A 25727-nucleotide genomic window follows, 5' to 3' on the forward strand; every position below is an offset into this window, starting at 1 on the left:
TCAGCGCCAGCCGGGCTTCAGCGCCAGCCGAGCAGATACGGCATCGCCCTGAGGCCGTAGCCCTCGAAGCGATAGCCGAACAGCAGGGCCGAGAGATCCTCCGCCCTGCTGTTCTCCAGGCCCCGCAGCACCTGATCCAGCCGCCCATCGGCCCGAGGCCCGTGCAGGCCCAGCCAGGTGCGCCGGGCCAGGCGTCCACTGAGGGACCAGCGCCAGCCCAGGGCCCGGCGCAGCTGGGGCGCGTAGTCCCGCAGGGCTCGCTCCGCCTGCATCGATGAACCCGCCGGGGCCGTGAGGGCTTCCTGCAGCAGCGGGGCGAGCACGGCGCTGCTGGTCAGGGCGTGCCGGATCCCTTCGCCGCCGAGCAGGTTGGCGGTGCTGACCGCATCCCCCAGCCCCACCAGTCGACCCCGCCGGTGCGGTTCCCGGCGCCGGATCGTGCTGCGCACCAGGCCCCCGTGGCGGTCGAGCACCTCGAAGGGCTCGCAGCCGGTCCCGACTCCCGCCCGGCCCTCCGGCAGCAGCCGGCGGCCGAGGTCGTTGATCAGACCCCCCAGGGGAGGTTGTTGGCGCTGGGGGTCCACCAGCCGGCAGACGCCGAGCTTCAGCACCCCGGGCTGCATCGGAAAGATCCAGCCGTAGCCCTGGGGCACCCAGTCGCTGCCCAGGCAGAAGCTGAGTCGGTCGGCCCAGCGCTCCCAGCAGGCTGGGGACACCCGCAGCAGCCATTCCAGGCCGGCGGCCCGCACCAGCCCATCGCGCCGACGCTCGGACACCGGCGGATCCCCCAGCAGGGCCCGGCCGTGGCCACTGGCATCCACCGTCCAGTCACTGTTGATCTGCAGCGTGCTGCCGTCGCCGCGGCGCAGCAGGGTCACCATCCGCTCGCCCTCCTGGCGGCTGGCGCAGGCGTGCAGTCCCAGATGCACCCGCCCGCCCCAGCGGCGGCACTGGTCGGCCTGCCAGCGGCGCAGGGCACCGAAATCCAGCACCACCCCGAGGGGACGGGGCGAGGCCCAGCACCGGGTGGCGGGCCCGGGTCCGATCAGTTGCCATTGCCGCCAGCGGCTGCCCACCACCTCCGCCGGCAGGCCCAGGCTGGCCATGGTCTCGATCGGCAGGGCGGCGCTGCTGAAGGCGGAACGGCCCAGGTCATCGAGCCGGTCGACCAGCACCACATCCACCCCCTGAAGGGCCAGACGCCGGGCCAGGTCCCCGCCGGCCGGACCGGCCCCCACCACCAGCACCTGGCAGCGGAGGGTCGACTCAGACGGCAAGGGCGGTGGGAACGGTGGCGCGGAAGACGGGCCCGAAACGCTCGAGGATGCGATCGGCCATCTGGGACGGCGTCAGGCCAAGGCGCTCCTTGCTCTGGTCGGGACTGGCATGGTCGACCAGGACATCGGGGATGCCGAGGCGCAGCACCGGCACGGGCAGGTCGTGGTCGTTGAAGGATTCCACCACGGCGGCACCGAAGCCTCCCGGCAAGGCCCCCTCCTCCATCGTCACGACCCGGCCGATGCGGCGGGCCAGGGGCAGCAGCAGCGCCTCATCGAGGGGCCGCAGGAAGCGGGCATTGACCACCGCCGCCCGCAGGCCCTTCTCCTGCAGCAGCCCGGCGGTGGCCATCGCCGGCGCCACCATGGCGCCATAGGCCACGATCAGCACGTCGTCACCGTCGGTGAGCAGCTCACCGCGGCCGATCTCCAGGGGCTGCCAGCCCTCGTCCATCAGCGGCACCCCTTCCCCTTCACCGCGGGGAATGCGGATGGCGCAGGGGCCATCGTGGGCGATCGAGGTGACCAGCATGCGCTGCAGCTCGGCCTCGTCCTTCGGGGCCATCACCGTGAAATTGGGCACGGCCCGCAGGTAGCTGATGTCGTACTGGCCCTGGTGGGTGGGGCCGTCGGCGCCGACGATGCCGGCCCGGTCGAGCACGAAGGTGACCGGCAGCTTCTGGATGCCCACGTCGTGGATGAGCTGGTCGTAGGCCCGCTGCAGGAAGGTGCTGTAGATCGCCACCACCGGCCGCAGGCCCTCGCAGGCCATGCCCGCCGCCATGGTGACGGCGTGCTGCTCGGCGATGCCGACATCGAAGTACTGATGGGGGAGGGCCTTCTCCAGCAGATCGAGGCCCGTGCCGGTGGCCATGGCGGCGGTGATGCCCACCACCCGGGAGTCCTGCTCGCAGATCTTCACCAGGGTCTGGCCGAACACCTTGCTCCAGCTGGGGGGCTTGGGCTTGCTGGACGGGTAGGCCTTGCCGGTGGCCAGGTCAAAGGCCGACTGGGCGTGGTATCCCACCTGATCGGCTTCGGCGTAGGGGTAGCCCTTGCCCTTGGTGGTGGCCACATGCACCAGCACCGGGCCCTCGCAGCGGTGGGCCGCCTGGAAGGTGCGCACCATCTCGGGGATGTCGTGGCCGTCGATCGGGCCCACGTAGGTGAAGCCCAGCTCCTCGAACACGGCGCCCACCTTGGGCACCGCCAGGCGCTTCATGCTCTCCTTGAGGGTCTTGAGCTCGGTGGGCAGCTCCCCGTGCAGGAAGGGCAGGTGCTTCACCGCCTCCTCGGCGCTGCCGGAGAGGAACTGCACCGGCTTGCTGAGCCGCATGCGGTTGAGGTGGGTCGAGAGGGCCCCCACCGGCGGTGAGATCGACATGTCGTTGTCGTTCAGCACCACCAGCAGCTTGGTGCGGGGCAGGTGGCCCGCATGGTTGATGGCCTCCAGGGCCATGCCGCCGGTGAGGGCGCCGTCACCGATCACGGCGACACATTTGAAATCCTCGCCGCGGCGGTCGCGGGCCAGGGCCATGCCCAGGGCGGCCGAGATGCTGGTGGAGGCGTGGCCGGCGCCGAAGTGGTCGAAGCGGCTCTCGCTGCGCTTGAGGTAGCCCGCCACACCGCCCTGCTGGCGCAGGGTGTGGAAGTCCTTGTACCGGCCCGTCACCAGCTTGTGGGGGTAGGCCTGGTGACCCACATCCCAGACCACCCGGTCGTGGTCGAGGTCGAGGGTCTGGTAGAGGGCGAGGGTGAGTTCGACGACCCCCAGTCCCGGACCGAGGTGCCCGCCGCTGGTGGCCACCACCTCCAGGTGCTTCTCGCGGATCTGGCGAGCCATGGCCTCGAGTTCAGCGGTGCTGAGGCCGTGCAGCTGATTCGGATGGCTCAGCTCGCTCAGATGCATGCCCGTCCTTGCTTCCAGATGGCCAATCTACGGGGTTCGCCCCGGCGCACGGCGGCGGATGCCACCGTTCCGGGGTCGGGTTGCGACACTGGAGCCATGACCACGGCCGACAACGACGACGCCTTTCCCGGGGCGACCGCCTACCTGCAGCGGATCCTGCGGGCCCGGGTGTACGACGTGGCGATCGAGTCCCCCCTCGATCCCGCCCCCAACCTCTCCCGCCGGCTCCACAACCAGGTGCTGCTCAAACGGGAGGACCTCCAGCCCGTGTTCAGCTTCAAGCTGCGCGGGGCCTACAACAAGATGGCCGGCCTGGAGCGAGCGGAGCTCGACCTGGGGGTGATCGCCGCCAGCGCCGGCAACCACGCCCAGGGGGTGGCCCTGGCGGCCCAGCGGCTGGGCTGCACCGCCGTGATCGTGATGCCGGTCACGACGCCGGAGATGAAGGTGCGCTCCGTGGCGGCCCGGGGGGCCGAGGTGGTGCTCCACGGCGACACCTACGACGAGGCCTGCGAGGAAGCGCACCGGCTGCAGCGCCAGCGGGGACTCACCTTCATCCATCCCTTCGACGACCCCGACGTGATCGCCGGCCAGGGCACCGTCGCCCTGGAGATCCTGCGCCAGTGCTCCGATCCCCCCGATGCCATCTACGTGGCGGTGGGCGGCGGCGGCCTGATCGCGGGCATCGGCGCCTACGTCAAGAGCCTCTGGCCCCGGGTGGAGGTGGTCGGCGTCGAGCCGAGCGATGCCGACGCCATGACCCGCTCCCTGGCGGCGGGGGAACGGGTGCGGCTGGAGCAGGTGGGCCTGTTCGCCGACGGGGTGGCCGTGCGTCAGGTGGGGGTTCACACCTTCGCCCTGGCCCAGCGCTGCGTCGACCGCATGGTGACGGTGGACACCGACGAGATCTGCGCGGCGATCAAGGACGTCTTCGAGGACACCCGCTCGATCCTGGAACCCGCCGGCGCCCTCTCGGTGGCGGGCATGAAGAAGGATGTGGCCCAGCGGCAGCTCCGGGACCGCACCCTGGTGGCGGTGGCCTGCGGCGCCAACATGAATTTCGACCGGCTGGCCTTCGTGGCCGAACGGGCCGAGCTGGGCGAGGAGCGCGAAGCCCTGCTGGCGGTGGAGATCCCGGAGAAGCCCGGCAGCCTGGCCCGGTTCTGCGCCGTCCTCGGCCAGCGCAGCCTCACCGAGTTCAGCTACCGCCTCGCCGACCCCCAGCTGGCCCACATCTTCGTGGGGGTGCAGATCAGCGGCCACCAGGACACCCGCCAGCTGATGGACGCCCTGGAGTCGCAGGGTTTCCCCTGCCTTGATCTGAGCGGCGACGAGCTGGCCAAGCTCCACCTCTGCCACATGGTGGGCGGCCGGCTGCCGGCCAGTGCGGGGGCGGCCCTCGACCAGGGAGAGGAGCGGCTGTATCGCTTCGTGTTCCCGGAGCGGCCCGGGGCCCTGATGGCCTTCGTGAACGCCCTGCATCCCAACTGGAACATCAGCATCTTCCACTACCGCAACCACGGCGCCGACGTGGGCCGCATCGTGGTCGGGGTGCAGGTGCCCCCCGGGGAACTGGAGGCGTGGCGGGCCTTCCTCGCCGATCTCCCCTACCAGCACTGGGAGGAGACGGGCAATCCGGCCTACCGGCTGTTCCTGGGCGAGGTGGGACGGGCCCTGCCCAGTGCAGGCGGGCTGGTGGGGGTCTGAAGCCTGCGATACGTTGCCGCCACGCCGTGCCGGACGTCCCCATGGCCGAACCCGACGCCCAGCCCCCCGAAGGCGCGCCCCCCATCGACGGACAACTCCTCGGGGAGCAATCCTTTGGCGAGCCCTCTGCAGCGGCCACTCCGGGGCTCTCCCTGCCGGCCCGGCTCGAGGCGATTCTCTACCTGAAGGGTCGGCCCCTGGAACTGGGTGAGCTGGCCGCCATCGCCGGCATCGACCGGGACGAAACCGAGCTGGCCCTGATCACCCTGATGGCCGACTACGCCCATCGCGACACCGCCCTGGAGATCCACCAGGAGGGCCAGCACTACGCCCTGCAGCTGCGGGCCGGCCTGGGGGACCTGGTCCAGAACCTGCTGCCGGTGGATCTCTCGGTCGCCGCCCTGCGGACCCTGGCCACCATCGCCCTCAAGAAGCGCCTGCTGCAGTCGGAGCTGGTGGAGCTGCGCGGCTCCGGGGCCTATGACCACATCCGGGAGCTCCTCGCCCAGGACTTCATCGAACGCCGCCGCCAGAGCGACGGCCGCTCCTACTGGCTGAGCCTGAGCGAGAAGTTCCATCGCACCTTCTCCCTGAAGGCCGATGATCTGGCCGCCCTCGGCTCCCGCCTGGCGGCCGCCGAGACGGCCGGAACGCCGCCGCCTGCCGACGAGGAGGCGGATCCATAGAGTTGGCCTAACAGCTGGCGCAAGCCTGCGCCCCCATCCTCCGACCCCTTCCATGAGCATCCTCGTCTTCCTGCTCCAGGTGCTGGCCCAGACCCTGAGCATCTACCTCCTGGTGCTGCTGGTCCGGGTGCTGCTGAGCTGGTTCCCCAATCTCGACTGGAGCAATCCGCTGCTCTCCAGCGTCAGCGCCATCACCGACCCCTACCTCAACGCCTTCCGCGGCCTGATTCCGCCGCTGGGTGGCCTCGACCTCTCGGCGCTGGTGGCGTTCATCGCCCTGCAGCTGGCCCAGAGCCTGCTGGGGGCGTCGATCGCCAGCCTCTCCGGCGGCCTTCCCTACTGAGGCTCCCCGGCCGGGGACGCCGCCAGGGCCTCCTCCAGGGGGAGCAGCTCGTCGTCGATGCCGGCACGGGTACGCACCGGGGCACTGAATCCCCGGGCCTTGACGCTGCGGGTGCCCAGCGGCCCGGGGGTGCCGGCCGGCACCGCCAGCCGCAGGGCAAAACTGGAGCGCCCGGGGGGCACATCACCGATCGATCCCACCCGGGTGCGGTTCGGCAGCACCGGTTCACCACTGGCGTCGAGGATCAGGCCGAACACATCGGTATCCACCACCGGCTTGGATCCGGGGTTGACCACCACGCCGCGCAGGGCCCAGCAGGTGGCACCGCTGGGGCGGGCCAGGGTCGGCTGGGTGGCCAGGTCATCGGCGGGACAGGGCTCCAGCACCACCTCGGACACCGTCAGATCGGTGGCGCCGGCCAGGGCCGGGGCACCGCAGACCACCAGCAGCACGAGGAACAGCCGCACCAGCAGCCGGAGGAATGGCCCGACCCGGGTGGCGACCGACCTGCCGGCCCAGCTGCCGGCCGGAGTCCTGGTCCCTGGAACGACGATCCCTGCCTGAGTCACCGCCGGTCGCCGCTGCCTGCGATCACGTTACGGTTCGCCCGGTCGGCCAGCTTGGCCAGGTTGGCGGCCGCCACGTCGTCGAGATCCAGCCCCAGTTCCGTGGCCAGCTGGGCCACGTACCAGAGCACGTCCCCCAGCTCCAGCCGCAGATCGTCGCGAACCTCGGGGCCGAACACCCCGGCTCGGTCGCGCAGCACCTTCTTCACCTTGTCGGCCACTTCGCCGGCCTCGCCGCACAGGCCCAGGGTGGGATAAAGGATGTTGTTGCCGGCCTCGGGGTAGCGGGCCGTCTCACGGGAGCGTTGCTGGTAGTCGTGAAAGTCCATTCCAAGCGCGCTCCGGGCAAGTCCGGATGGTAGTTTCCGCCCCTGTACAAGGTCGTTCAATGGCCCCTCACGATCTCATGCGTCGCACAAAGATCGTGGCCACGATCGGGCCCGCCACCGAGTCGCCCGAGGTGCTGCGGCAGCTGATCGCCGCCGGCGCCACCACCTTCCGTCTCAACTTTTCCCACGGCGATCACAGCGATCACGCCGATCGGATCGCCACCATCCGCCAGGTGGCCCACGAACTGGGCGTCCACATCGGCATCCTCCAGGACCTGCAGGGCCCCAAGATCCGGCTGGGCCGCTTCCAGGCCGGTCCCATCACCCTGGCCAAGGGGGATCCCTTCTCCCTCACCTCCCGGGCCGTCAACTGCGACAACACGATCGCCACCGTCACCTACGACCGTCTGGCGGACGAGGTGACCAGCGGCAGCCGCATCCTGCTGGACGACGGCCGGGTTGAGATGGTGGTGGTGGAGGTGGACGGTCCCGGGCAGACCCTGAAGTGCAAGGTCACGGTGGGCGGGGTGCTTTCCAACAACAAGGGGGTCAACTTCCCCGATGTGCAGCTCTCGATCCGGGCCCTCACCCCCAAGGACCGGCGCGACCTGGCCTTCGGGCTGCAGCAGGGCGTCGACTGGGTGGCCCTGAGCTTCGTGCGCAACCCCTCCGACATGCTGGAGATCCGGGAGCTGATCCGCAGCCAGGGCCACAACACCCCTGTGGTGGCCAAAATCGAGAAGTTCGAGGCCATCGACGCCATCGACGCGATCCTGCCCCTCTGCGACGGGGTGATGGTGGCCCGGGGCGACCTCGGGGTGGAGATGCCCGCCGAGGAGGTGCCGCTGCTGCAGAAGGAGCTGATCCGCAAGGCCAACAGCCTCGGCATCCCGATCATCACGGCCACCCAGATGCTCGATTCGATGGCCTCCTGCCCCCGGCCCACCCGGGCCGAGGTGAGCGATGTGGCCAACGCCATCCTCGACGGCACCGATGCGGTGATGCTCTCCAACGAGACGGCCGTCGGCGACTACCCGGTGGAGGCGGTGGCCACCATGGACCAGATCGCCCGCCGCATCGAACGGGACTACCCCCAGCGGGTGCTGGACAGCCACATGGCGACCACCATCCCCAACGCCATCTGTCAGGCGGTCAGCAGCATCGCCCGCCAGCTCAACGCCGCGGCGATCCTGCCCCTCACCAAGACCGGCTCCACGGCGCGCAACGTCAGCAAGTTCCGCCCCAGCACCCCGATCCTGGCGATCACCTCCGATGTCACGGTGGCCCGGCAGCTGCAGCTGGTGTGGGGGGTCAACCCCCTGCTGATCCAGGACGAGTCCAGCAGCAGCCGCACCTTCAGCGTCGCCATGGCCACGGCCCAGCAGCTGGGGCTCCTGGGCGCCGGTGATCTGGTGGTCCAGACCGCCGGCACCCTCGAAGGGGTATCCGGCTCCACCGACCTGGTCAAGGTGGGCATCGTCTCCGCCGTCATGGGCCGTGGTGTGGGCATCGGCAGCGGCACCGTCAGTGGCAAGGTGCGCCTGGCCAGCTCGCCGGAGGATGCGGCCCGCCTGGAGGCCGGCGAGATCCTGGTGGTGCGCGAGACCAGCGCCGCCTACCTGGAGGCGATCCGCAAGGCCCGCGGGGTGATCGCCGAGGAGGAGGGCCGCCAGAGCCACGCCGCCGTGATCGCCGAGCGGCTGGGTGTGCCGGTGATCGTGGGGGTGGCCAACGCCACCCTCGAGCTGCGCATGGGCGAGGTGGTCACCCTCGAGATCCAGGAGGGGGTGGTGCACCGGGGACCCCGCAGTGCCCACCCTTCGGCGGTGCCGTCTTTCCTCTAGAACCGAAGCGACTCCGGCTGCGCCGCCATGGCCTCCAAGCTGCCCCTGAGCGAGACGGTGGCCATGGCGCTGCTGACGCTGCGCTCCAACCGTCTGCGCAGCCTGCTCACCATGCTCGGCATCGTGATCGGCAACGCCTCGGTTATCACCCTGGTGGGGGTGGGGCGTGGCGCCCAGAACCTGGCCGAGAGCCAGCTCAGCACCCTGGGCGCCAACGTGCTGTTCGTGGTGCCCGGCAACAACGACACGCGCCGCCAGGGGATCGAGACTCCGCGCACCCTGGTGCTGGAGGACGCCAAGGCCATCGCCGAGCAGGTGCCGAGCGTGCGTCGCGTCGCCCCCCAGATCACCCTCAATGAGGTGGCCCAGGCGGGGGGGTTCAGCTCCACGATCTCGGTGTCCGGGGTGACGCCGGAATTCCTGCCGGTGCGCAGCTTCGAGGTGACCCGGGGCCGCTTCATCGACGAGCGCGATCTCAAGGGCGCCCGCAACGTGGTGGTGATCGGGCCCGATCTGCAGAAGAAGCTGATGCCCACCGGCGAAGCCCTGGGCCGCCAGCTCCGCATCCGGGACAAGTCCTTCGAGGTCATCGGCGTGCTGGCGTCCAAGGGGGCGGTGTTCGGCTCCAACCAGGACGAGAACGCCTACATCCCCCTCACCACCATGGTGAGCCAGCTGAGCGGACGGGATCCCACCTTCGGCGTCAGCCTCACCTTCATCAGCGTGGAGGCCCGCGACGAAGCCAGCACCGGCGCCGCCGCCTTCCAGATCACCAACCTGCTGCGCCAGCGCCACCGCATCCTGCGGGAGGACGACTTCGCCGTGCGCTCCCAGAAGGATGCCCTCACGATCGTCGGCACGATCACCGGCGGGCTCACCCTGATGCTCGCCGCGATCGGCGCCGTGTCCCTGCTGGTGGGCGGGATCGGCATCATGAACATCATGCTGGTGTCGGTGAGTGAACGCACCGAGGAGATCGGCCTGCGCAAGGCCCTCGGAGCCCGCAGCAGCGACGTGCTGCTCCAGTTCCTGGTGGAGTCCCTGGTCCTTGCCAGCCTCGGCGGGGTGATCGGCAGTGCCATGGGCCTGGGCACCGTGGCCCTGGTGGCGGCCTTCACCCCCCTGCCGGCCACGATCGAGGCCAGCACCGTGTTGCTGACGGTGGGGCTGTCCGGCTCGATCGGCCTGTTCTTCGGGGTGGTGCCGGCCCGCCGCGCCGCCCGACTGGATCCGATCGCGGCCCTGAGGAGTCTCTGAAGCCGCCGGCGGGGCCGCAGCGGTCGCCCGTGGGGGCCTAGCCCCGGCTTCGCCCAGGGAGAATAGAAGAAAAGATTAAGACTGCCAATCCGTCGCCTTCGTCACCGAATCCCCACAGCCGCAATGGCTTGATGGTATGGACGTCGCCGCATGAAGGTGTTGGATCAACTGGCCCGGACGGAACAGGTGGATTGCGGCTACCGGAACAGCTCCGACCGCATGGTCATCCTGCGCTGCATCGGGCCGGGGCAGTTCTTCCTCGAACGGGTCGTGTTTCCTTTCGAACTCCTGACCTTTCAGTGTCCCGAGAGGAGCGAGGTGGAGATCTGGACGCACGGCCTGGGTGGCCCGGAACTGCTCGAATCGATCGAGTCCCGCGAACTGATCATGGAATCGGCCCCCGTGCCTGAGGCTGCCGCCGGAGGCATCGAGCTCAACCCCTGGCTGCAGGCCAGCTGACCACACCCTCCGGCGCTGCCGGGCTCCCGCTGGCGGGCCCCGCGCTCTTAAGGTTGTCCAAAAGCTTCACAACCATGAATCAGCGCTGGCGTGTCCTTGCCCTGTGGCTGTTGCCGGTCGCCGTGGCCCTGTTCCTGGGCTGGCAGTTGCTGAGTTCCGGAGGGCGCCTGGCCCCCGCCGGCAGTGGCGGCGACACCACCGCCCCCCGCAATGCGGCGGTGGCCCGGATGAGCTACGGGCGCTTCCTGGATTACGTGGAGGCGGGTCGTGTCACCGCCGTTGACATCTTCGACGGGGGTCGCACCGCCGTGATCGAGGCGGTGGATCCAGACCTCGACAACCGCGTCCAGCGCCTGCGCGTCGATCTGCCCGGCGTCGCTCCGGAGCTGATCAACAAGCTCAAGGATCAGGGCATCAGCTTCGATGTCCATCCGCCCAAGTCCACCCCGCCGGCCCTGGGGCTGCTGGGCAACCTGCTCTTCCCGCTGCTGCTGATCGGCTCGCTGATCTTCCTGGCCCGGCGTTCCTCCGGCATGCCGGGTGGCCCCGGCCAGGCCATGCAGTTCGGCAAGTCCAAGGCCCGTTTCGCCATGGAGGCGGAAACCGGCGTCAAGTTCGATGACGTCGCCGGGGTGGAGGAGGCCAAGCAGGATCTCCAGGAGGTGGTCACCTTCCTCAAGACCCCCGAGCGCTTCACCTCGGTCGGAGCCAAGATCCCCCGCGGTGTGCTGCTGGTCGGTCCCCCCGGCACCGGCAAGACCCTGCTGGCCAAGGCGATCGCCGGCGAGGCCGGGGTGCCTTTCTTCTCCCTCTCCGGTTCCGAGTTTGTGGAGATGTTCGTCGGGGTCGGCGCCAGCCGGGTGCGCGACCTGTTCAAGCGGGCCAAGGAGAACAGCCCCTGTCTGATCTTCATCGATGAGATCGACGCGGTCGGCCGCCAGCGGGGCGCCGGCATCGGCGGCGGCAACGATGAGCGGGAGCAGACCCTCAACCAGCTCCTCACGGAGATGGATGGCTTCGAGGGCAACAGCGGCATCATCATCATCGCCGCCACCAACCGGCCCGACGTGCTGGATTCGGCCCTGATGCGGCCCGGCCGTTTCGATCGCCAGGTGCAGGTGGACGCGCCCGACATCAAGGGTCGGCTCTCGATCCTCAAGGTGCACAGCCGCAACAAGAAGCTGGCTGACGACGTCTCCCTGGAGATGATCGCCCGCCGCACCCCCGGCTTCACCGGCGCCGACCTGGCCAACCTGCTGAATGAGGCGGCGATCCTCACCGCCCGCCGGCGCAAGGAGGCCACCGGTCTGGCCGAGATCGACGATGCCGTCGACCGGATCATCGCCGGCATGGAGGGCAAGCCCCTCACCGATGGCCGCAGCAAGCGCCTGATCGCTTATCACGAGGTGGGCCACGCCCTGGTGGGCACCCTGGTGAAGCAGCACGATCCGGTGCAGAAAGTCACCCTCATTCCCCGGGGCCAGGCCCAGGGCCTCACCTGGTTCGCCCCCGATGAGGAGCAGATGCTGGTCAGCCGAGCCCAGCTGAGGGCCCGGATCATGGGGGCCCTCGGGGGCCGTGCCGCCGAGGATGTGGTGTTCGGCCACTCCGAGGTCACCACCGGGGCCGGCGGCGACATCCAGCAGGTGGCCTCGATGGCCCGGCAGATGGTGACCCGCTTCGGGATGAGCGATCTGGGTCCGATGTCCCTGGAGGCCGGCAACCAGGAGGTGTTTCTGGGCCGCGACCTGATGACCCGCAGCGATGTCTCCGATGCCATCGCCCACAAGATCGACGAGGCCGTCCGCCAGATCGTCCAGAGCTGCTACACAGACACGGTGAAGCTGGTGGCCGAGCACCGGGCCTGCATGGACCGGCTGGTGGAGCTGCTGATCGAGAAGGAAAGCCTTGATGGGGACGAATTCCGTCTGATCGTTTCGGAGTTCGCCTCGATTCCCGACAAGGATCGCTTCTCCCCCCTGCTCACCGCCGCCGACCTGGCGACTGTTCCCCCGCAGGGCCCCGCCGTGGCTGAGACCAGCGAAGCCTCCTGAGCTCCGGCTTTGGCGCCATGAAAAAAGGCCTGCTCCGGCAGGCCCTTTTTTGTGGGCGGCTGGGGCTCAGACGGGGCGAACAGGCCGCTTTTCGATCACCTTGTCGATCAGGCCGTAGGCCATCGCTTCGGCCGGCGACATGAAGAAGTCCCGATCGGTGTCGATCTGAATGCGCTCCAGATCCTGTCCGGTCCGGCTCGCCAGTTCGCGGTTGAGCTTGTCCTTCAGATAGAGGATCTCATCGGCCTGGATGCGGATGTCGCTGGCCTGGCCCCGGGCCCCGCCGAGGGGCTGGTGGATCATGATCCGGGAATGGCTGAGGCTGCTGCGCTTGCCCTTGGCGCCGGCGCAGAGCAGGAAGGCGCCCATGCTGGCCGCCAGGCCAACGCAGACCGTCTGGACGTCGGGTTTGATGTGCTGCATCGTGTCAAAGATGCCAAGGCCGTCGTAAACCGAACCGCCGGGGGAATTGACATAGAGGAAGATATCCTTTTCAGGATCTTCGGCCTCCAGAAACAGCAGCTGGGCCACCACGCGGTTGGCAGACTCCGCCGTCACCGGTTCGCCGAGGAAGATGATCCTCTCGCGCAGTAGGCGGGAATAGATGTCGAAGGCTCTTTCACCGCGACCCGACTCCTCGATGACGATCGGGATCATGGGCTCCAGACAGGCGATTGAAACGATCCTACCCAGCCGCCGATCGGGTCGAGTGCCTGCAGCGCTAAGGTCGCTGCAACGAAGAATCCATCCGCGTGAGCGCTGCTCTCACCGTCGCCGACAGCAAGCGCGCCTTCCACGGCGCCTTCCCCCATGTCATCAGTCCCCTCTACCGGCGCATGGTCGACGAACTGCTGGTGGAGCTCCACCTGCTGAGCCGTCAGAAGGGCTTCCAGAGTGATCCCCTGTTCGCCGTCGGACTGGTGCAGGTGTTCGATGGCTTTGCCCGGGGCTACCGTCCCGAAGCCCAGAAGGCCCCCCTCTTCCAGGCCCTCTGCGCCTCCTCCGGCTTCGATGGCCCCGACCTGCGCCGCCAGTGCGAGGAAGCCCTGGCCGCCATGGGACGCCACAGCCAGGCCGAGGTGCGCCAGTGGATCGAGAGCCAGGGGGCGGGGGCCCCGCCGCCGGTGGCCACCGCCCTGGCCGGCATCCGCCGGCCCGACTTCCACTACTCGCGTCTGATGGCCGTCGGCCTGCTCGCCCTGCTGGAGCAGGCCCTGGCCGACGACGCCATGGAACCCCAGGCCCTGCGCCAGCTGGCCCACGACATCGGCGCGTCGATGGGCCTGCTGCGCGACCGTCTCGACAAGGACCTCGCCCTCTACGCCAGCAACCTGGAGAAGATGTCCATGGCCGTCGAGCTCATGGAGGAGACGGTGGCCGCCGAGCGTCGGCGGCGCGAGCGCCAGGCCGTCAGCGGCTCACCTGAAGGCGTCCCTTCAGCCAGCTGAGCCCGTCGGCTCCGTTAGCCGTTGTGCCGGGAAGGGACTCCATCCACAGCTGATCGGCCCGTCGCACCAGCTCCGGCAGGGGTTCGGGGAGCAGGCCCAGCTGGTCCAGCCCCCTTGGCCGGACCCGCAACCACAGCTCACCGCTGGCCGGGGCGCCCGTCCCTGTGGTGGTCATGGCTTGCCAGCGGCCGGGCACCGGACCGAGGAACAGCAGCAGCTGGGGTGCGGGTCCCCCCTCGCCGATCCAGCGCCATCCCCCCAGCACCACGCCGTCCTGCCGGCTCCAGGTGGCGGCACCCGCCTGGGATGCGGCCGCGGTGGGGCCCGCCTCCAGCCCCTGGGCCTGCAGGGCCCGGGCCAGACCCTGCAGCAGCTGGCGCCAGCCCTGGCGGTCGGCCCCCACCGCCACCTGGAGCTCGAGCGAGGCCTGGAAGGCACCGGTGAGCTGGGGCTGGAGCCGCAGCCGGAACGGGGAACGCCGCAGCAGGGCGAGACCCTTGGTGTCGATGCCGTAGCGGGCCGCCAGGGGATCGCGGATCAGCTGGCGGGCCAGAAGTCCCCGGAACAGCTGCTCGAGGGAGGAGCCCTGCAGCTCCAGCAGCAGGTCGGCGGGCAGGGGCGGCCGGGCGGACGGCGGCAGGTCCGGGATCCTCAGGCGGCCCGCCGGGCCGGTGGAGGCGGGGCGATCGGAGGCTTCGCCGCGCCAGCGCACCTCCGAACCCTCCAGGGACAGGGAGAAGCAACCCTCCTGGTAGGCCTCCAGCAGGGGAGCAAGGGGCCCCACCAGGGCCCCGAGTCCGGAGGCGTTCCAGAAGACGCCCTGGCCACTTTCCAGGCGGGGCAGGCAGGTGCTGAACAGTCCGCGGCCGGCCCGCTGGTCGGGCCGCAGCTGGTCCTGCAGCAGGCGCCGGGAGAGGGGATCCGGTGCCACCACAAGCAGGTTCCCCACCCGCAGGCCCTGGGCCGGCAGGGGCGGCCGGGCCCCGCCGGCGGCGTTCTCCTGCAGCACCAGGTAGGCGCCCCCGTCGGTGTGAGGTCCCCAGAACTGCCACCAGGTGCGACGCTGCTCGCGCCACAGCCGGCGGCCCGCGGCCTCGCCGAGGCGGTCTCGCCAGAGGGCCGGAACCGGCCGCTCCGGGCTGGCGGGGAAACTCTGCAGCAGGCTGCTCACCGCCATCAGCTGCTCAAGTCCCTGGGCGCGGGGCCGGGGCCAGCGCCACAGGGCCAGGCTCGGCAGCAGCAGCAACAGCAGCAGGGTGACCGTGGTGAGCGGCAGGGGAGGCGGCCCGGGTAGCCGGGGCAGGGCCGGCGCCACCAGCGAGCGGCGCAGACGATCGATCGGGCGGCTCATGGAATCGCCGGCGGGTTGGGGCCAGGGAGGGTGGGACGTCGCGGCCGGCCCCGGGGCCGCTCCTTCATCGGTGGTGACCCTGGCGAAAGCGGGCGTCTGCGCAGGGGGGCGATGGCCAGGCGACCAGCAGCGGAGCGCTCACCCAAAGAGGCCTTTCGGCCCCCTCGCGCCAGGGCTGGTCAAGGGTTGACCATCAGCGGTTGCGGCCTTCGCTGGAGCGCCGTCGGCGCTTGTCGCGCCATTCGACGGTGGAGAGATAGATCACACCCACACTCACGAAGAGCAGCAGGGCGGAGGCCAGGCCCGCCAGCAGGGTGGTGGTGGGGAAGGCCAGATCAGAAACCGATGCTGTTGTCACCGTTGCGGCCCCACACCACCATGGCGATCGAGAAGGTGAAGATGGCCGCCAGGGCGGACCAACCAAGGGTGATCAACATCGGGCCCGGTTCAAGACTCCGCGCATGTTACCTACGCTGGGGACCGGCAGCCGCTGCAGGCCCATGGTCGTCGCCCCCTCCAGAAGTCCCGCCCCGATCGCCCAGCGCCGGTCCGCGCACTATCCCAGCGTCAACGTGATCGTCCTCGACGACGACGTCAACACGTTCCAGCACGTGGTCGCGGTGCTCGTGCGCCATCTGCCCGGCATGCAGCCCGACCGGGCCTGGGAACTGGCCCACCGCATCGATGGCGAGGGATCGGCGGTGGTCTGGAGCGGACCGCTCGAGCAGGGGGAGCTGTACCACCAGCTGCTCTCCGCCGAAGGTCTGACCATGGCTCCCCTGGGCCACGGCTGAGCAGCACCCATGGCCCGGCTGGTGATCACCCACAGCACCTACGTGGAGGGCCTGATCCCGTTGCTCAGGCGGCTGGCGACCCTGCCGGACATCGACACGATCACCCCGGCGGTGATCACCCGGGTCAGGGGCCGCAGCGTCGGCCTGCGGCTGCGGGTGTCGAGCCCGATCACCGGCGGCCACAAGCTGCTGGCCCGCCGCGGCAGCACGGCCCAGGAGGTGTTCGTGGTCACCCGCCTCAGCCGGGATCAGCTGCAGGAGGAACTGGATCGGCTGACGAGCTGAGCAGGCTGGTGGGGGCCACCCGCTCGTAGACGGCCGGGGTGCCGAAGCGGCCGTAGGCGCCGCTGTCGCGGAACCAGCTCGCCCCGGGCACCTCCTGCAGATCGCCGGGGCGCAGTCCCCAGCGGCGCTCCAGGTAGGCCGCAGCAGCAGCCCTATCGAAACGGGGCTGGCCCCAGGCCACGATCGCCAGGGCAAGGGCCCGGATCCGCAGGGCGCCGGCGGGACTTTCCTGGATCTCCTCCTCCAGCAGGAAGGTGCGGAAGGCGCCCGCCGCCTCCCCTTCCAGGGGGTACTTCTGCAGGTACAGCGCCCGGGCCCGGGGGAACACCGGACCCGGGGCACGGGCGAGCAGGCGCTCGAAGGCCTGCTGAAAGCTCGAAGGCTCGCTGTTCACGGCGGCGGGGCGACCTGCCCCCAGCATGCCGGCCCGGGCGCGATCGGAATGGGGAAAAGGGGTGGACCGCCGTGCCGTCTTGCCCCAGTGTTCGACCTGGATGAACCAGAAGGGGAGTCAGGGGCGGGGCTTCGTTTCCGGCAATGAAGCCGGTCTACGTTGCCGTCGCTGAAGACTCCCCGTGTCGAAAGGGAGTCAGATCAGAAAACTGTGAAAGGCAGTCACCAACACAGCAGTCCGCCAGCATCCTAGGCGGGTTGGTGGGGGAGCGGCCAGATGGCCCGCACCTCGGCCAGCAGCCGCTGGCGTTCCAGTTCCCGCTCCTCTGCGGTGCGGCCCTGCAGAAGCAGGGTGAGGTGGCCCAGCTTGCGTCCCACCCCTCCGCCCCGCTTGCCATACCAGTGCAGGTGGGCGTCCGGGAGGGCCTCCAGTGCCCGGCGCCGCGCCAGCTGGTCGTCATCACCGTCCTCCGGCGCCAACAGGTTGACCATCAGCGCCCCGGGCACCACGGCCTCGGTGGCCCCCATCGGCAGACCGGCGACGATCCGCACCTGCTGGGCGAACTGGCTGGTGCGGCAGGCCTCGATCGTCAGATGGCCGGAGTTGTGGGTGCGGGGGGCCAGCTCGTTGACCTGGAGCCCCGAGGGCCCGTAGAAGAACTCGATCGACAGCACCCCCACGTAATCCAGGGCCGTGAGCAGGGAGGCGGCCACGTTGCGGGCGAACACCTCCACCCGGTGGTCCACCGGAGCGGGGAAGAGCACCCAGTCGCAGACACGGCTGTGCTGGTGGGTCTGCACCAGGGGGTAACAGGCCACCTGCCCCTGTCGGTCGCGGCAGGCCACGAGGGCCAGTTCGCGCTCGAAGGCCACCAGCTCCTCAAGGATCCAGTCGTCCGGCTCGACGCGATCCAGCAGCTGCTCCAGCGCCCCCAGATCGGGCACCGGCACCGTCCCCCGGCCGTCGTAGCCGCCGCGGCTGGCCTTGGCCATCAGGGGAAAGCGGAAGCCCTCGGGGAGGCGCGGCACCGCCGGCGTCTGCAGGGGGCGCGGTGGGCCCGCCGGCGGGAGCCCCGCCCCCTCCCCGCCCGGGGGCAGGGCAGGCTCCGGCTGCAGCACATCGGCCAGGGGACACCAGCGGGGGGCGGGCAGATGCAGGTCACCGAGCAGCCGCCGCTGGCCCGCCTTGCTGACCAGGGGCTGGAGGGCATCGAGACCCGGCAGGAATTGCAGCCCCGGCCCCTCCAGGGCCCGCAGGGCCTCGAGGGGGATCCACTCGTTCTCGAAACTGATGGCGCCGCAGCGACCGGCCAGCTCCCGGGTGGCGTTGACGTCATCGACCGGCGCCAGCACCACGCTGGCGGCGGCACGGGTGGCCGGATCCCCGGCACCGGGCGTCTGCACGTGCACGGCGACACCGAGGTCCCGGGCCGCCTCGGCCAGCATCCAGGCCAGCTGGCCACCGCCGACGATGCCGATGGCGTCGAGCGGTGCCGGCGTGGCCTGGGGAAGGGGGTCCGCGATGATCTTCACCCTGGCTTTGGTGGCTCGAAGCGGAAACCAGCCTGCCATCAGGGGGTCGAGGGCCCCGACGGTGACATCACCGGCAGGGGCCCGGCGGGGATCACTGGAGCGGGTTGTCGGCGGCGAAGGCGTAGCGCAGCAGGCTGAGCAGCAGCACGATCAGGAACAGGGCCAGACCCACCGTGCAGGCATAGCTGATCTCCAGCTCGGAAAAGGCCTGGTCGTACACGTAATACACAATCGTGCGGGTGCTGTCCGCCGGGCCCCCCTGGGTCATCAGGTAGACCTCCTCAAACACTTTGGTGGCCCCGATCGCCGAGATCACCGCCACCAGCGTGATGTAGGGCCTCAGCAGGGGCAGGGTGATGTCCAGATGGCGGCGCCATCCCTCGCTGCCATCGAGGGCCGCCGCCTCGTAGAGATCGGCGGAGATCCCCTGCAGGCCGGCCACGAAGATCACCATGTAGTAGCCGAGGCCCTTCCAGAGGGTCACGAGCATCACCGAGGGCAGGGCCAGACCGGTGGAGGTGAGGAAGCCGATCGGCGAGAAGCGGTCCCCCAGCAGGGCGCCGAGCCAGCCGTTGACCAGGCCGTTCTCGGCGTAGAGCCAGCGGAAGGCGATCGCCGCCACCACCAGCGACACCAGCACCGGGGTGTAGAAGGCACCGCGGAACCAGTGGATCCCCGGCAGCTGGCGGTTGACCAGCACCGCCAGGGCCAGGGATCCGAGCACGATCGGCGGCACCACCCCCACCAGATAGAGAAAGGTGGTGCCCGTGACCCGCAGCAGCATCGGGTCGGCCAGCAGGCGGCGGAAGTTGGCCAGGCCCACGAAAGTGAGTGGCTCGCCCACATCCAGCCCGGTGCGGGTGAAGCTGATCACCAGGGCCATCGCCGCCGGAATCAGCACCGACACGGCGAGCAGCACCAGGGCGGGGGTCAGGAACGCCCAGGCGGAGCGGGTGGCTGCCGGTGCGGCGGGGGTGGGTGGAGCCATGGGGACATCCTGCCGGAGCCGGGGCGATGCACAATCGGAGCCGAGGCAGGAGCCCCCTTGGTGCCGCCCCACCCCTTTCCCCATGACCCCAACGCCGACGCCCAAGCAGGTGCTGCGGGAGGTCTTCGGCTACGACGCCTTCCGCGGCCCCCAGGCCGCCATCGTCGAGCACGTCTGCGCGGGGGGGTCGGCCATGGTGCTGATGCCCACCGGTGGCGGCAAGTCGCTCTGCTATCAGATCCCGGCCCACTGCCGGCCGGGCACGGCGGTGGTGGTGTCGCCTCTGATCGCCCTGATGCAGGATCAGGTGAGTGCCCTCCGCCAGGCCGGCGTGCGGGCGGCCGCCCTGCATTCGGCCGAGAGCGGCGCCTCGGCCGCCGCCACCTGGCGGGAGCTGCAGGCCGGGGGTCTGGACCTGCTGTACGTGTCGCCGGAGCGGCTGCTGAACGGTGACCTCATCGAGCGGCTCGCCGACCTGCCCCTGGCCCTGTTCGCCATTGATGAAGCCCACTGCGTCTCCCAGTGGGGCCACGATTTCCGTCCCGAGTACCTGCAGCTGGCGGTGCTCGCGGAGCGCTTCAGGGCCGTTCCCCGCATCGCCCTCACCGCCACCGCCGATCCCCGCACCCGCTCCGAGATCGTGGCGCGCCTGGGCCTGGAGCAGGCGGCGGTGTTCACCGCCAGCTTCGATCGGCCGAACATCCGCTATCTGCTGCGGGACAAGAGCGATCCGAAGCGCCAGCTGCTGGAGTTCCTCGCCAGCCAGCGGGGCCATGCCGGCATCGTCTACGCCCGCTCCCGCAAGCGGGTGGAGGAGTTCGCCGCACTGATCAAGGCCGACGGGCATGACGCCCTGCCATACCACGCCGGCCTGGCGGCGGACACACGCGGTGCAGCCCTGGAGCGCTTCCGCCACGGCAGCGGCGTGATCGTGGTGGCCACCATCGCCTTCGGCATGGGCATCGACAAGCCGGACGTGCGCTTCGTGGCCCACGTGGACCTGCCCAAGAGCCTGGAGGCCTACTACCAGGAGACGGGCCGAGCGGGCCGCGATGGGCTGCCGGCCATTGCCTGGATGGTGCATGGAGCCGCCGACGTGCCACCGCTGCGCCGCTTCATCGAGGAGTCCGACGCCGCGCCGGCCCAGAAGCGCATCGAGCATGGCCGGCTCGATTCCCTGATCGGTTTCGCCGAGACCTCCGGCTGCCGCCGCCGGATCCTGCTCGACTATCTGGGCGAGACGGGCAGCTCCGACTGCGGCAACTGCGACGTCTGCCTGGAGCCGAACCAGGGGGTGGACGTGACCGAACCGGCCCGCAAGGCCCTCTCGGCCGTCTACCGCACCGGCGGCCGCTTCGGGGCCGCCCACCTGGTGGACGTGCTGCTGGGGGGGGACACCGCCCGGGTCCGCAGCCTCGGCCATGACCAACTGGGGGTGTACGGGATCGGCAGGGAACTGGACCGGCTGCAGTGGCGCAGCCTGTTCCGCCAGCTCACCGCCAGGGGGTACCTGGTGGCGGCCGCCGATGGCCATGGCGGCCTGGAGTTCGGCCCCGAGGCGCTGGTGCGGCCACTGCTGCGGGGGGAGTCCCGCCTCGAGATCCGGCTGCCGCCGCCGGCCCGGGAGCGACGTGGGCGCGCCTCCGGGGGAGCCACAACGCCCGCGGCCGGCGCGGAGTCCGCCGATCCGGACCTCCTGGCGGCCCTGAAAGCCTGGCGGCTGGAGCAGGCCCGGCAGCAGCGCCTGCCCCCCTATGTGGTCTTTCATGACCGCACCCTGGTGGCAATCGCCGAACGCCGTCCCACCGGCCTCGACGAACTCGCCGGCCTCACCGGCATCGGCACCGCCAAGCTCGCCAGCTACGGGGAGGCGGTGCTGGAGGTGGTCCGCCGCCTCTCCCCCCAGGCCTAGCCTCGGTCCACCCTCGCCCCTTCCTCCGTGCCGCAGGAGTACCGCACCATCACGGTGTCCCTCGCTGCCGATCCCTACCCGATCCTGATCGGTGAGGGCCTGCTCGGGGGCCTCGGTTCGTTCCTGCTCGAACGGGGAATCCAGAGCGGCACCCGGGTGCTGATGGTGACGAATCCCGATGTGGACGCGTTCCACGGGGCCCGGGCGCTGCAGAGCCTGGAGGCCTCCGGCTTCGTGGTGCGGACGCTGGTGATCGAGGCCGGTGAGGAACAGAAGACCCCCGCCACGGTGGCGGCCATCCACGACGCCGCCTTCGCCCACCGCCTGGAGCGGAGCTCCCTGATCGTCGCCCTCGGCGGCGGTGTGGTGGGGGACATGGCCGGCTTCGCCGCCGCCACCTGGCTGCGGGGCATCGCCGTGGTGCAGGTGCCCACCACCCTGCTGGCGATGGTGGATGCGGCCATCGGCGGCAAGACCGGCGTGAACCATCCCGGCGGCAAGAACCTGATCGGCGCCTTCCACCAGCCGAAGCTGGTACTGATCGATCCCCTGGTGCTGGCGACCCTTCCGGAACGGGAGTTCCGGGCCGGCATGGCGGAGGTGATCAAGTACGCCGTCATCGGCGATGGGATCCTGTTCCGGGATCTGGAGGCGGCCGCCGAGCGGCATCCCAGCGGGGGCCTGGCCAGCCGGGACGCCCTCGGCCCGGTGCTGCTGCAGCGGCTGCTGGAACGTTCCGCCGCCGCCAAGGCCCGCGTCGTGGCGGCCGACGAACGGGAAGGGGGTTTGCGGGCGATCCTCAATTACGGACACACCCTGGGGCATGCGGTGGAGAACCTCAGCGGCTACGGCACCTGGCTGCACGGCGAGGCCGTGGGCCTGGGCATGCTGGCGGCCGGTGACATCGCTGTGGCCATGGGGCTCTGGAGCCAGGCCGATCAGGACCGCCAGCGACGTCTGATCGCCGCCGCCGGTCTGCCCATGGACTGGCCGGCCCTGGATCCCGAGGCGGTGCTGGCTTCCCTGCAGGCCGACAAGAAGGTGCGCCAGGGGAAGGTGCGTTTCGTCCTGCCCACCGGTGTGGGATCGGTCACGATCCGGGATGACGTCGATCCCGCCACGATCCGGGCCACCCTGGCGGTCGCCACTTCGATCGGCGCCCCCTGACACAGGGGCCCGCTGCGGCCCCCTCCTGCGGGCCAGGGCGCCGGGGAGAGGGGCTCAAAGGTGGTCTTTCGCTGACAGGGAAGGCGCGGACCCCTCGGATCGGAGACCATCACCGCAAGGTTTTCTTCAACACGGCCCATGAGCCTTCGTCCCAGCCGGTTCAAAGACATCCTGAGCCAGCCCCTGAGACGACTCGGTGCCCTGGCCAGAACCGTCGGGCTCGGGGGGTCGGAGCAGACCGCCCAGCCCGATCCCTCCGCCCCGGCGGAGGAGGTTTCGCCGTCTGCCGTGGAGCCCACACCGGCGTTCTCGCCCCCTCCGGAGGCGCCCCAGGAGCCCGGCCGCGGGGCCAGCTGGGTGGCCTTCGTGCCCCGCGATCCCCAGTGGTCCCAGGTGCGCTGGTTCATCGAACCGGGCGACCGGAAGCGGGCCCAGGCGGAGGGAGCCACCCAGCTGTGTCTGCGGGTGGCCGACGTCACCGGGCTCGATGGGGGGTCCACCCACCCCCACACCCTCCAGGAGGTGGTGGTCGACAGCCAGGCCAGTGAGTGGTACCTGCCGGTGCCCCTGTCCGGCCGCGATTACCGGGTGGAGCTGGGCTTCCGCAAGGGCGGCAGCGGCGGCTGGATCTCCCTGGCCTTCTCCGCCACCGCCCATGTCCCGGAGCTGGATGGTCCGGCCCTGACCACGCCCGATCCCTTCGTGGCCTTCTCCATGCCTCCCGCCGCTGACCCGGCACCGGGAGCCGCCCCGGCCCGCGAGATCGTCAACGATCTGCACGAACGGCTCTACCAGAGCGCCACCAGCCCCTGGCGGCGTCTGGGCCGCGGCTCCGAGGCCTTCCACGAGATCGATTCCGCCGCCGGCCTGCACGGTGCGGGCGGTGCCCTGTCCGACTCCGGCGCCGGTCCCTGGGCCTCCGGCCGCAGTGGTTCCGGCATCGGTGGGGTTGCGCCCCGGCAACGTTCCTTCTGGCTGGTGGCCGATGCTGAGCTGATTGTCTATGGAGCCACCGACCCCTCGGCACGGCTCAGCATCGGCGGTGAGGACGTTCCCCTCTCCGCCGATGGCACGTTCCGCCTGCAGGTGCCCTTTCGGGACGGTCAGCAGCTCTACCCGATCGAGGCGCTGGCGGCCGATGGGGAACAGAAGCGCAGCATCACCATGGAGTTCCGCCGCACCACCCCCCACGCCAACGTCAATCCCCGCGAGGAAGCCCAGTCGGAGTGGTTCTGAGCAGGGGATGGCAAGGAGTTCGCAGGTGAACCGGGGGCTTGAGCCGAAGGGCTGAGCGCCGGGATCAGGCCGAAGGGGGACTCAGGAACAGGGGTTCCCTTCCCGGGGTCGCCGGTTCACCGTCACGGCGCAGGGCGATCCAGCGGAACTCACCGAGCCCCGCCGGATCCACCAGCCGCAGCAGGGTTTCCCTGCGCTGAAGCAGCTCCGCCAGCGGCGTGCCGCTCTGCCGCTGCAGGCCATGCAGACGCTGGGCCAGGCCGAGGGCCAGGAGGGCCTCGCCCTGGCGGCAGACGCCCTGGGGCTGCCAGCCACCGGCCCGGGCGGCGATGTCCAGGCTCTCCAGGCAGAGGTGGGCGGTGAGGTCCCACTGGCCCGGCTCGCGAAGCGGGTCGTCGCTGGCCCGCTGGCGGCGGTAGGCCATCAGGGTGCCGTTGCTGCGCTGGGGCGCGTAGTAGCGGCGGGCTTCATGGGCGTAGTCGATCACCAGCAACCAGCCCTGGTCGAGGGCTGCGGCGCAGGCAGCCAGCCAGGGGGCCAGACCGGGGTGGAGCTCGCTGCACCAGCCCTCGGGACGGCGTTCATCGAGGGGCAGCAGTCCCAGATCGGCCAGCGACGCCAGCATCGCCCCGGACAGGGGTTCACCGGCCTCCAGCCGAAGCCCGTCGTTCTCCAGCACGACCCGCTGGCGGCACCAGCGCTCACCCCGCCGCTCGAACCGCTCCACGGCCAGGGCGTCAAGCACCTCGTGGGCCAGCACCACCCCCCGCAGCGGGACGTCCGCCAGGGTCCGGAGGTCGGCCCAGCGCACGGGCAGGGGGCAACTGGCGAGCCGCCGGCGCTGCCGCTCGGCCATGCCGGCATTGGGCTCGACGAGCACCAGCTCGGTGCGCCCGGCCAGGGAGGGCCAGCCGGTGTGGAGCGCTTCGGCCAGCTGCCGGGCCAGCTGCCCCTCCCCCGGGCCGGTCTCCACCAGGGCCAGGGGTGCGTCAGCGGGGAGCAGGGCCAGCCACTGGGCCACCTGGGGGGCCAGCAGGCGGGCGAACTCTTCGCCCAGGGAGGGGGCCGTGGCGAAGTCACCACCGGGGCCGATCTGGAGCCGGCCGCTGCCGTAGGCCCCATGGTCCGGGTCGTGCAGGGCCCAGTCCATGTAGTCGAGGAACGGCACCGAGCCCCCCGCCGCCCGCAGTCGCTGGGCCAGCCAGGCCGGAACCGCCGGGGAGCCGGGGGAGGGAGGGATCACGCGGCGTGGGACGACTCGGTGAGAATGCTGACCGATGGATGACGGAACGATGGCGATGGCGGCAGCGACGGCACCGACAGCGATGGCGGCTCGACAACCGCACCGGGATGGGCCGCAGCGGCGCAGCGACCTGGGGCGGCGGCTGGGGGCGCTCCTGGCCACGCTCTGCCTCGTGCTCGTCACCTGGGTGCTGCCGGGCACCGTCGGCCCGGCCCTGGCGGCGGACAACCCCCAGCTGCTGCCCGATCACCCCACCCCGGTGATCGACCTGGCCAAGGCCCTCACCGACGGCGAACGGGGGGCCCTGGAGAGTGAACTGGAGGATTTCGAAGCCAGCAGCGGCTGGAAGCTGCGGGTACTGACCCAGTACGAGCGCACGCCCGGCCTGGCGGTCAAGGGCTTCTGGGACCTCGATGAGCGCAGTCTGCTGCTGGTGGCCGATCCCCGCGGCGGCAACCTGCTGAACTTCAACGTGGGCGAGGCCCTGTTCGCCCTGATGCCCCGCACCTTCTGGGTGGAGCTCCAGACCCGCTACGGCAACCAGTTCTACGTGCGCGACCACGGCGAGGACGGTTCGATCCTCTCGGCCATCCATGCGGTGAAGGGCTGCCTGGCGATCGGCGGCTGCCAGGTGGTGCCCGGGCTGCCCCAGGAGCAGTGGATCCTGACCCTGTGCACCTCGATCCTGGGGGGACTGATCGTCGGGTTCGCCGCCTTCCCGCGCCAGGAGGGTCGTCGGGTGGAGTGGACCTGGGTGCTGCTGCTCTCACCCCTGTGGGTGATCCTGTTCGTCGCCCTGGGAATGGGGCCGATCATCACCCGCACCCACGACGTGCTGCCGCTGCTGCGCAACGTTCTGGGCTTCCTGGGAGCGGCGGTGCTGGCCTATCTCATCGCCCAGAAGACGCTCGGCGGTGTGCGACTGGAGGGCAAGGGGGAGAGCTGA

Annotated in this window: 26 protein-coding genes and 1 other RNA gene; 14 read left to right on the top strand and 13 right to left on the bottom strand. The window is 70.5% G+C overall.

Annotation, left to right across the window (positions count from 1 at the left end; genetic code table 11):
- Positions 1–17: 17 nt before the first annotated feature.
- Positions 18–1277 (bottom strand): NAD(P)/FAD-dependent oxidoreductase, encoded by a 1260-nt coding sequence (locus KBZ08_RS03650; protein ID WP_254971415.1) that lies wholly within the window; start codon positions 1275–1277, stop codon positions 18–20.
- Positions 1267–3186, bottom strand: a complete 1920-nt coding sequence (gene dxs, locus KBZ08_RS03655; RefSeq protein WP_106220047.1) for a 1-deoxy-D-xylulose-5-phosphate synthase — start codon at positions 3184–3186, stop codon at positions 1267–1269. Before dxs ends, KBZ08_RS03650 begins: the two co-directional genes overlap by 11 nt.
- A gap of 96 nt (positions 3187–3282) precedes the next feature.
- Between dxs and ilvA the strand changes: the two genes are divergently transcribed.
- From ilvA to KBZ08_RS03670, 3 genes are read left to right on the top strand one after another with little or no spacing between them, the layout of a single operon-like run.
- On the top strand, positions 3283–4893 hold the full coding sequence (gene ilvA / locus KBZ08_RS03660) for a threonine ammonia-lyase, biosynthetic (RefSeq protein ID WP_254971417.1): 1611 nt from the start codon (positions 3283–3285) through the stop codon (positions 4891–4893).
- Between the two features lie 41 nt (positions 4894–4934).
- Positions 4935–5579, top strand: a complete 645-nt coding sequence (gene scpB, locus KBZ08_RS03665; RefSeq protein ID WP_315861240.1) for an SMC-Scp complex subunit ScpB — start codon at positions 4935–4937, stop codon at positions 5577–5579.
- Between the two features lie 52 nt (positions 5580–5631).
- Entirely contained in the window at positions 5632–5922 is a 291-nt protein-coding gene (locus KBZ08_RS03670) for a YggT family protein (RefSeq protein WP_106220049.1), read from the top strand.
- Here the strand turns inward: KBZ08_RS03670 and KBZ08_RS03675 are convergent.
- The gene (locus KBZ08_RS03675) at positions 5916–6389 is read right to left on the bottom strand and encodes a hypothetical protein (protein WP_254971419.1); all 474 of its coding nucleotides are present in this window, start codon (positions 6387–6389) and stop codon (positions 5916–5918) included. The genes KBZ08_RS03670 and KBZ08_RS03675 overlap by 7 nt on opposite strands.
- 98 nt (positions 6390–6487) lie before the next feature.
- A complete protein-coding gene (locus tag KBZ08_RS03680) occupies positions 6488–6817 on the bottom strand; it encodes a nucleoside triphosphate pyrophosphohydrolase family protein (protein ID WP_106220051.1) in 330 nt (109 codons plus the stop codon).
- 59 nt (positions 6818–6876) lie between these two features.
- Between KBZ08_RS03680 and pyk the strand changes: the two genes are divergently transcribed.
- From pyk to ftsH, 4 genes are all read left to right on the top strand, one after another.
- The gene (pyk, locus tag KBZ08_RS03685) at positions 6877–8661 is read left to right on the top strand and encodes a pyruvate kinase (RefSeq protein ID WP_106220052.1); all 1785 of its coding nucleotides are present in this window, start codon (positions 6877–6879) and stop codon (positions 8659–8661) included.
- 27 nt (positions 8662–8688) lie between these two features.
- The gene (locus KBZ08_RS03690; protein WP_015108276.1) at positions 8689–9918 is read left to right on the top strand and encodes an ABC transporter permease; all 1230 of its coding nucleotides are present in this window, start codon (positions 8689–8691) and stop codon (positions 9916–9918) included.
- A 150-nt stretch (positions 9919–10068) separates the two neighbouring features.
- Positions 10069–10377, top strand: coding sequence for a DUF1830 domain-containing protein (locus tag KBZ08_RS03695; protein WP_106220053.1), 309 nt, complete (start codon positions 10069–10071; stop codon positions 10375–10377).
- A gap of 74 nt (positions 10378–10451) precedes the next feature.
- Positions 10452–12431, top strand: coding sequence for an ATP-dependent zinc metalloprotease FtsH (ftsH, locus tag KBZ08_RS03700; protein ID WP_254971423.1), 1980 nt, complete (start codon positions 10452–10454; stop codon positions 12429–12431).
- Between the two features lie 66 nt (positions 12432–12497).
- Here ftsH and clpP read toward each other — a convergent pair whose 3' ends face one another.
- Positions 12498–13088, bottom strand: a complete 591-nt coding sequence (clpP, locus tag KBZ08_RS03705; RefSeq protein ID WP_015108279.1) for an ATP-dependent Clp endopeptidase proteolytic subunit ClpP — start codon at positions 13086–13088, stop codon at positions 12498–12500.
- A 95-nt stretch (positions 13089–13183) separates the two neighbouring features.
- On the opposite strand from clpP, the gene psb29 reads away from it, so the two are divergent.
- Positions 13184–13879 carry a photosystem II biogenesis protein Psp29 gene (psb29, locus tag KBZ08_RS03710; protein ID WP_106220055.1) on the top strand — a complete coding sequence of 232 codons (696 nt, stop codon included), beginning with the start codon at positions 13184–13186 and terminating at the stop codon, positions 13877–13879.
- On the opposite strand, the gene KBZ08_RS03715 is transcribed toward psb29, so the two are convergent.
- The 3 genes from KBZ08_RS03715 to petN form a co-directional block, all read right to left on the bottom strand.
- Positions 13842–15230: a hypothetical protein gene (locus tag KBZ08_RS03715; RefSeq protein WP_254971426.1), complete on the bottom strand. Its 1389-nt coding sequence runs from the start codon at positions 15228–15230 to the stop codon at positions 13842–13844. The two genes, psb29 and KBZ08_RS03715, sit on opposite strands and share 38 nt — an antisense overlap.
- A 193-nt stretch (positions 15231–15423) precedes the next feature.
- The gene (locus tag KBZ08_RS03720; RefSeq protein ID WP_015108282.1) at positions 15424–15588 is read right to left on the bottom strand and encodes a hypothetical protein; all 165 of its coding nucleotides are present in this window, start codon (positions 15586–15588) and stop codon (positions 15424–15426) included.
- Positions 15566–15667, bottom strand: coding sequence for a cytochrome b6-f complex subunit PetN (petN, locus tag KBZ08_RS03725; protein ID WP_015108283.1), 102 nt, complete (start codon positions 15665–15667; stop codon positions 15566–15568). The genes KBZ08_RS03720 and petN overlap by 23 nt, the downstream gene beginning before the upstream one ends.
- 63 nt (positions 15668–15730) lie before the next feature.
- Between petN and clpS the strand changes: the two genes are divergently transcribed.
- On the top strand, positions 15731–16024 hold the full coding sequence (gene clpS / locus KBZ08_RS03730; protein WP_106220057.1) for an ATP-dependent Clp protease adapter ClpS: 294 nt from the start codon (positions 15731–15733) through the stop codon (positions 16022–16024).
- 9 nt (positions 16025–16033) lie between these two features.
- A complete protein-coding gene (locus KBZ08_RS03735; protein ID WP_106220058.1) occupies positions 16034–16309 on the top strand; it encodes a DUF2103 domain-containing protein in 276 nt (91 codons plus the stop codon).
- Here KBZ08_RS03735 and KBZ08_RS03740 read toward each other — a convergent pair.
- The 4 genes from KBZ08_RS03740 to KBZ08_RS03755 all read right to left on the bottom strand — a co-directional run bounded on the left by KBZ08_RS03740 (position 16263) and on the right by KBZ08_RS03755 (position 19223).
- On the bottom strand, positions 16263–16703 hold the full coding sequence (locus KBZ08_RS03740) for a hypothetical protein (protein WP_254971429.1): 441 nt from the start codon (positions 16701–16703) through the stop codon (positions 16263–16265). The genes KBZ08_RS03735 and KBZ08_RS03740 overlap by 47 nt on opposite strands.
- 59 nt (positions 16704–16762) lie before the next feature.
- Positions 16763–16945, bottom strand: a non-coding RNA gene (ssrS, locus tag KBZ08_RS03745) — 6S RNA.
- A 6-nt stretch (positions 16946–16951) separates the two neighbouring features.
- The gene (locus KBZ08_RS03750) at positions 16952–18274 is read right to left on the bottom strand and encodes a 5-(carboxyamino)imidazole ribonucleotide synthase (protein ID WP_106220060.1); all 1323 of its coding nucleotides are present in this window, start codon (positions 18272–18274) and stop codon (positions 16952–16954) included.
- 52 nt (positions 18275–18326) lie between these two features.
- Positions 18327–19223, bottom strand: coding sequence for a carbohydrate ABC transporter permease (locus KBZ08_RS03755; protein ID WP_106220061.1), 897 nt, complete (start codon positions 19221–19223; stop codon positions 18327–18329).
- An 82-nt stretch (positions 19224–19305) separates the two neighbouring features.
- Between KBZ08_RS03755 and recQ the strand changes: the two genes are divergently transcribed.
- The 3 genes from recQ to KBZ08_RS03770 all read left to right on the top strand — a co-directional run bounded on the left by recQ (position 19306) and on the right by KBZ08_RS03770 (position 23538).
- Positions 19306–21135, top strand: coding sequence for a DNA helicase RecQ (gene recQ / locus KBZ08_RS03760; protein ID WP_254971431.1), 1830 nt, complete (start codon positions 19306–19308; stop codon positions 21133–21135).
- Positions 21136–21162: 27 nt separating this feature from the next.
- Positions 21163–22302 (top strand): 3-dehydroquinate synthase, encoded by a 1140-nt coding sequence (aroB, locus tag KBZ08_RS03765; RefSeq protein ID WP_254971432.1) that lies wholly within the window; start codon positions 21163–21165, stop codon positions 22300–22302.
- 138 nt (positions 22303–22440) lie between these two features.
- Positions 22441–23538 (top strand): DUF4912 domain-containing protein, encoded by a 1098-nt coding sequence (locus tag KBZ08_RS03770; RefSeq protein WP_254971433.1) that lies wholly within the window; start codon positions 22441–22443, stop codon positions 23536–23538.
- A gap of 64 nt (positions 23539–23602) precedes the next feature.
- Here KBZ08_RS03770 and KBZ08_RS03775 read toward each other — a convergent pair whose 3' ends face one another.
- Entirely contained in the window at positions 23603–24781 is a 1179-nt protein-coding gene (locus KBZ08_RS03775) for an SAM-dependent methyltransferase (RefSeq protein WP_254971435.1), read from the bottom strand.
- An 82-nt stretch (positions 24782–24863) separates the two neighbouring features.
- On the opposite strand from KBZ08_RS03775, the gene KBZ08_RS03780 reads away from it, so the two are divergent.
- Positions 24864–25727: a TPM domain-containing protein gene (locus tag KBZ08_RS03780; RefSeq protein ID WP_254971437.1), complete on the top strand. Its 864-nt coding sequence runs from the start codon at positions 24864–24866 to the stop codon at positions 25725–25727.

Origin of the sequence: Cyanobium sp. Candia 9D4, assembly GCF_024346155.1 — a bacterium.
GTDB classification, from domain to species: domain Bacteria; phylum Cyanobacteriota; class Cyanobacteriia; order PCC-6307; family Cyanobiaceae; genus Cyanobium; species Cyanobium minutissimum.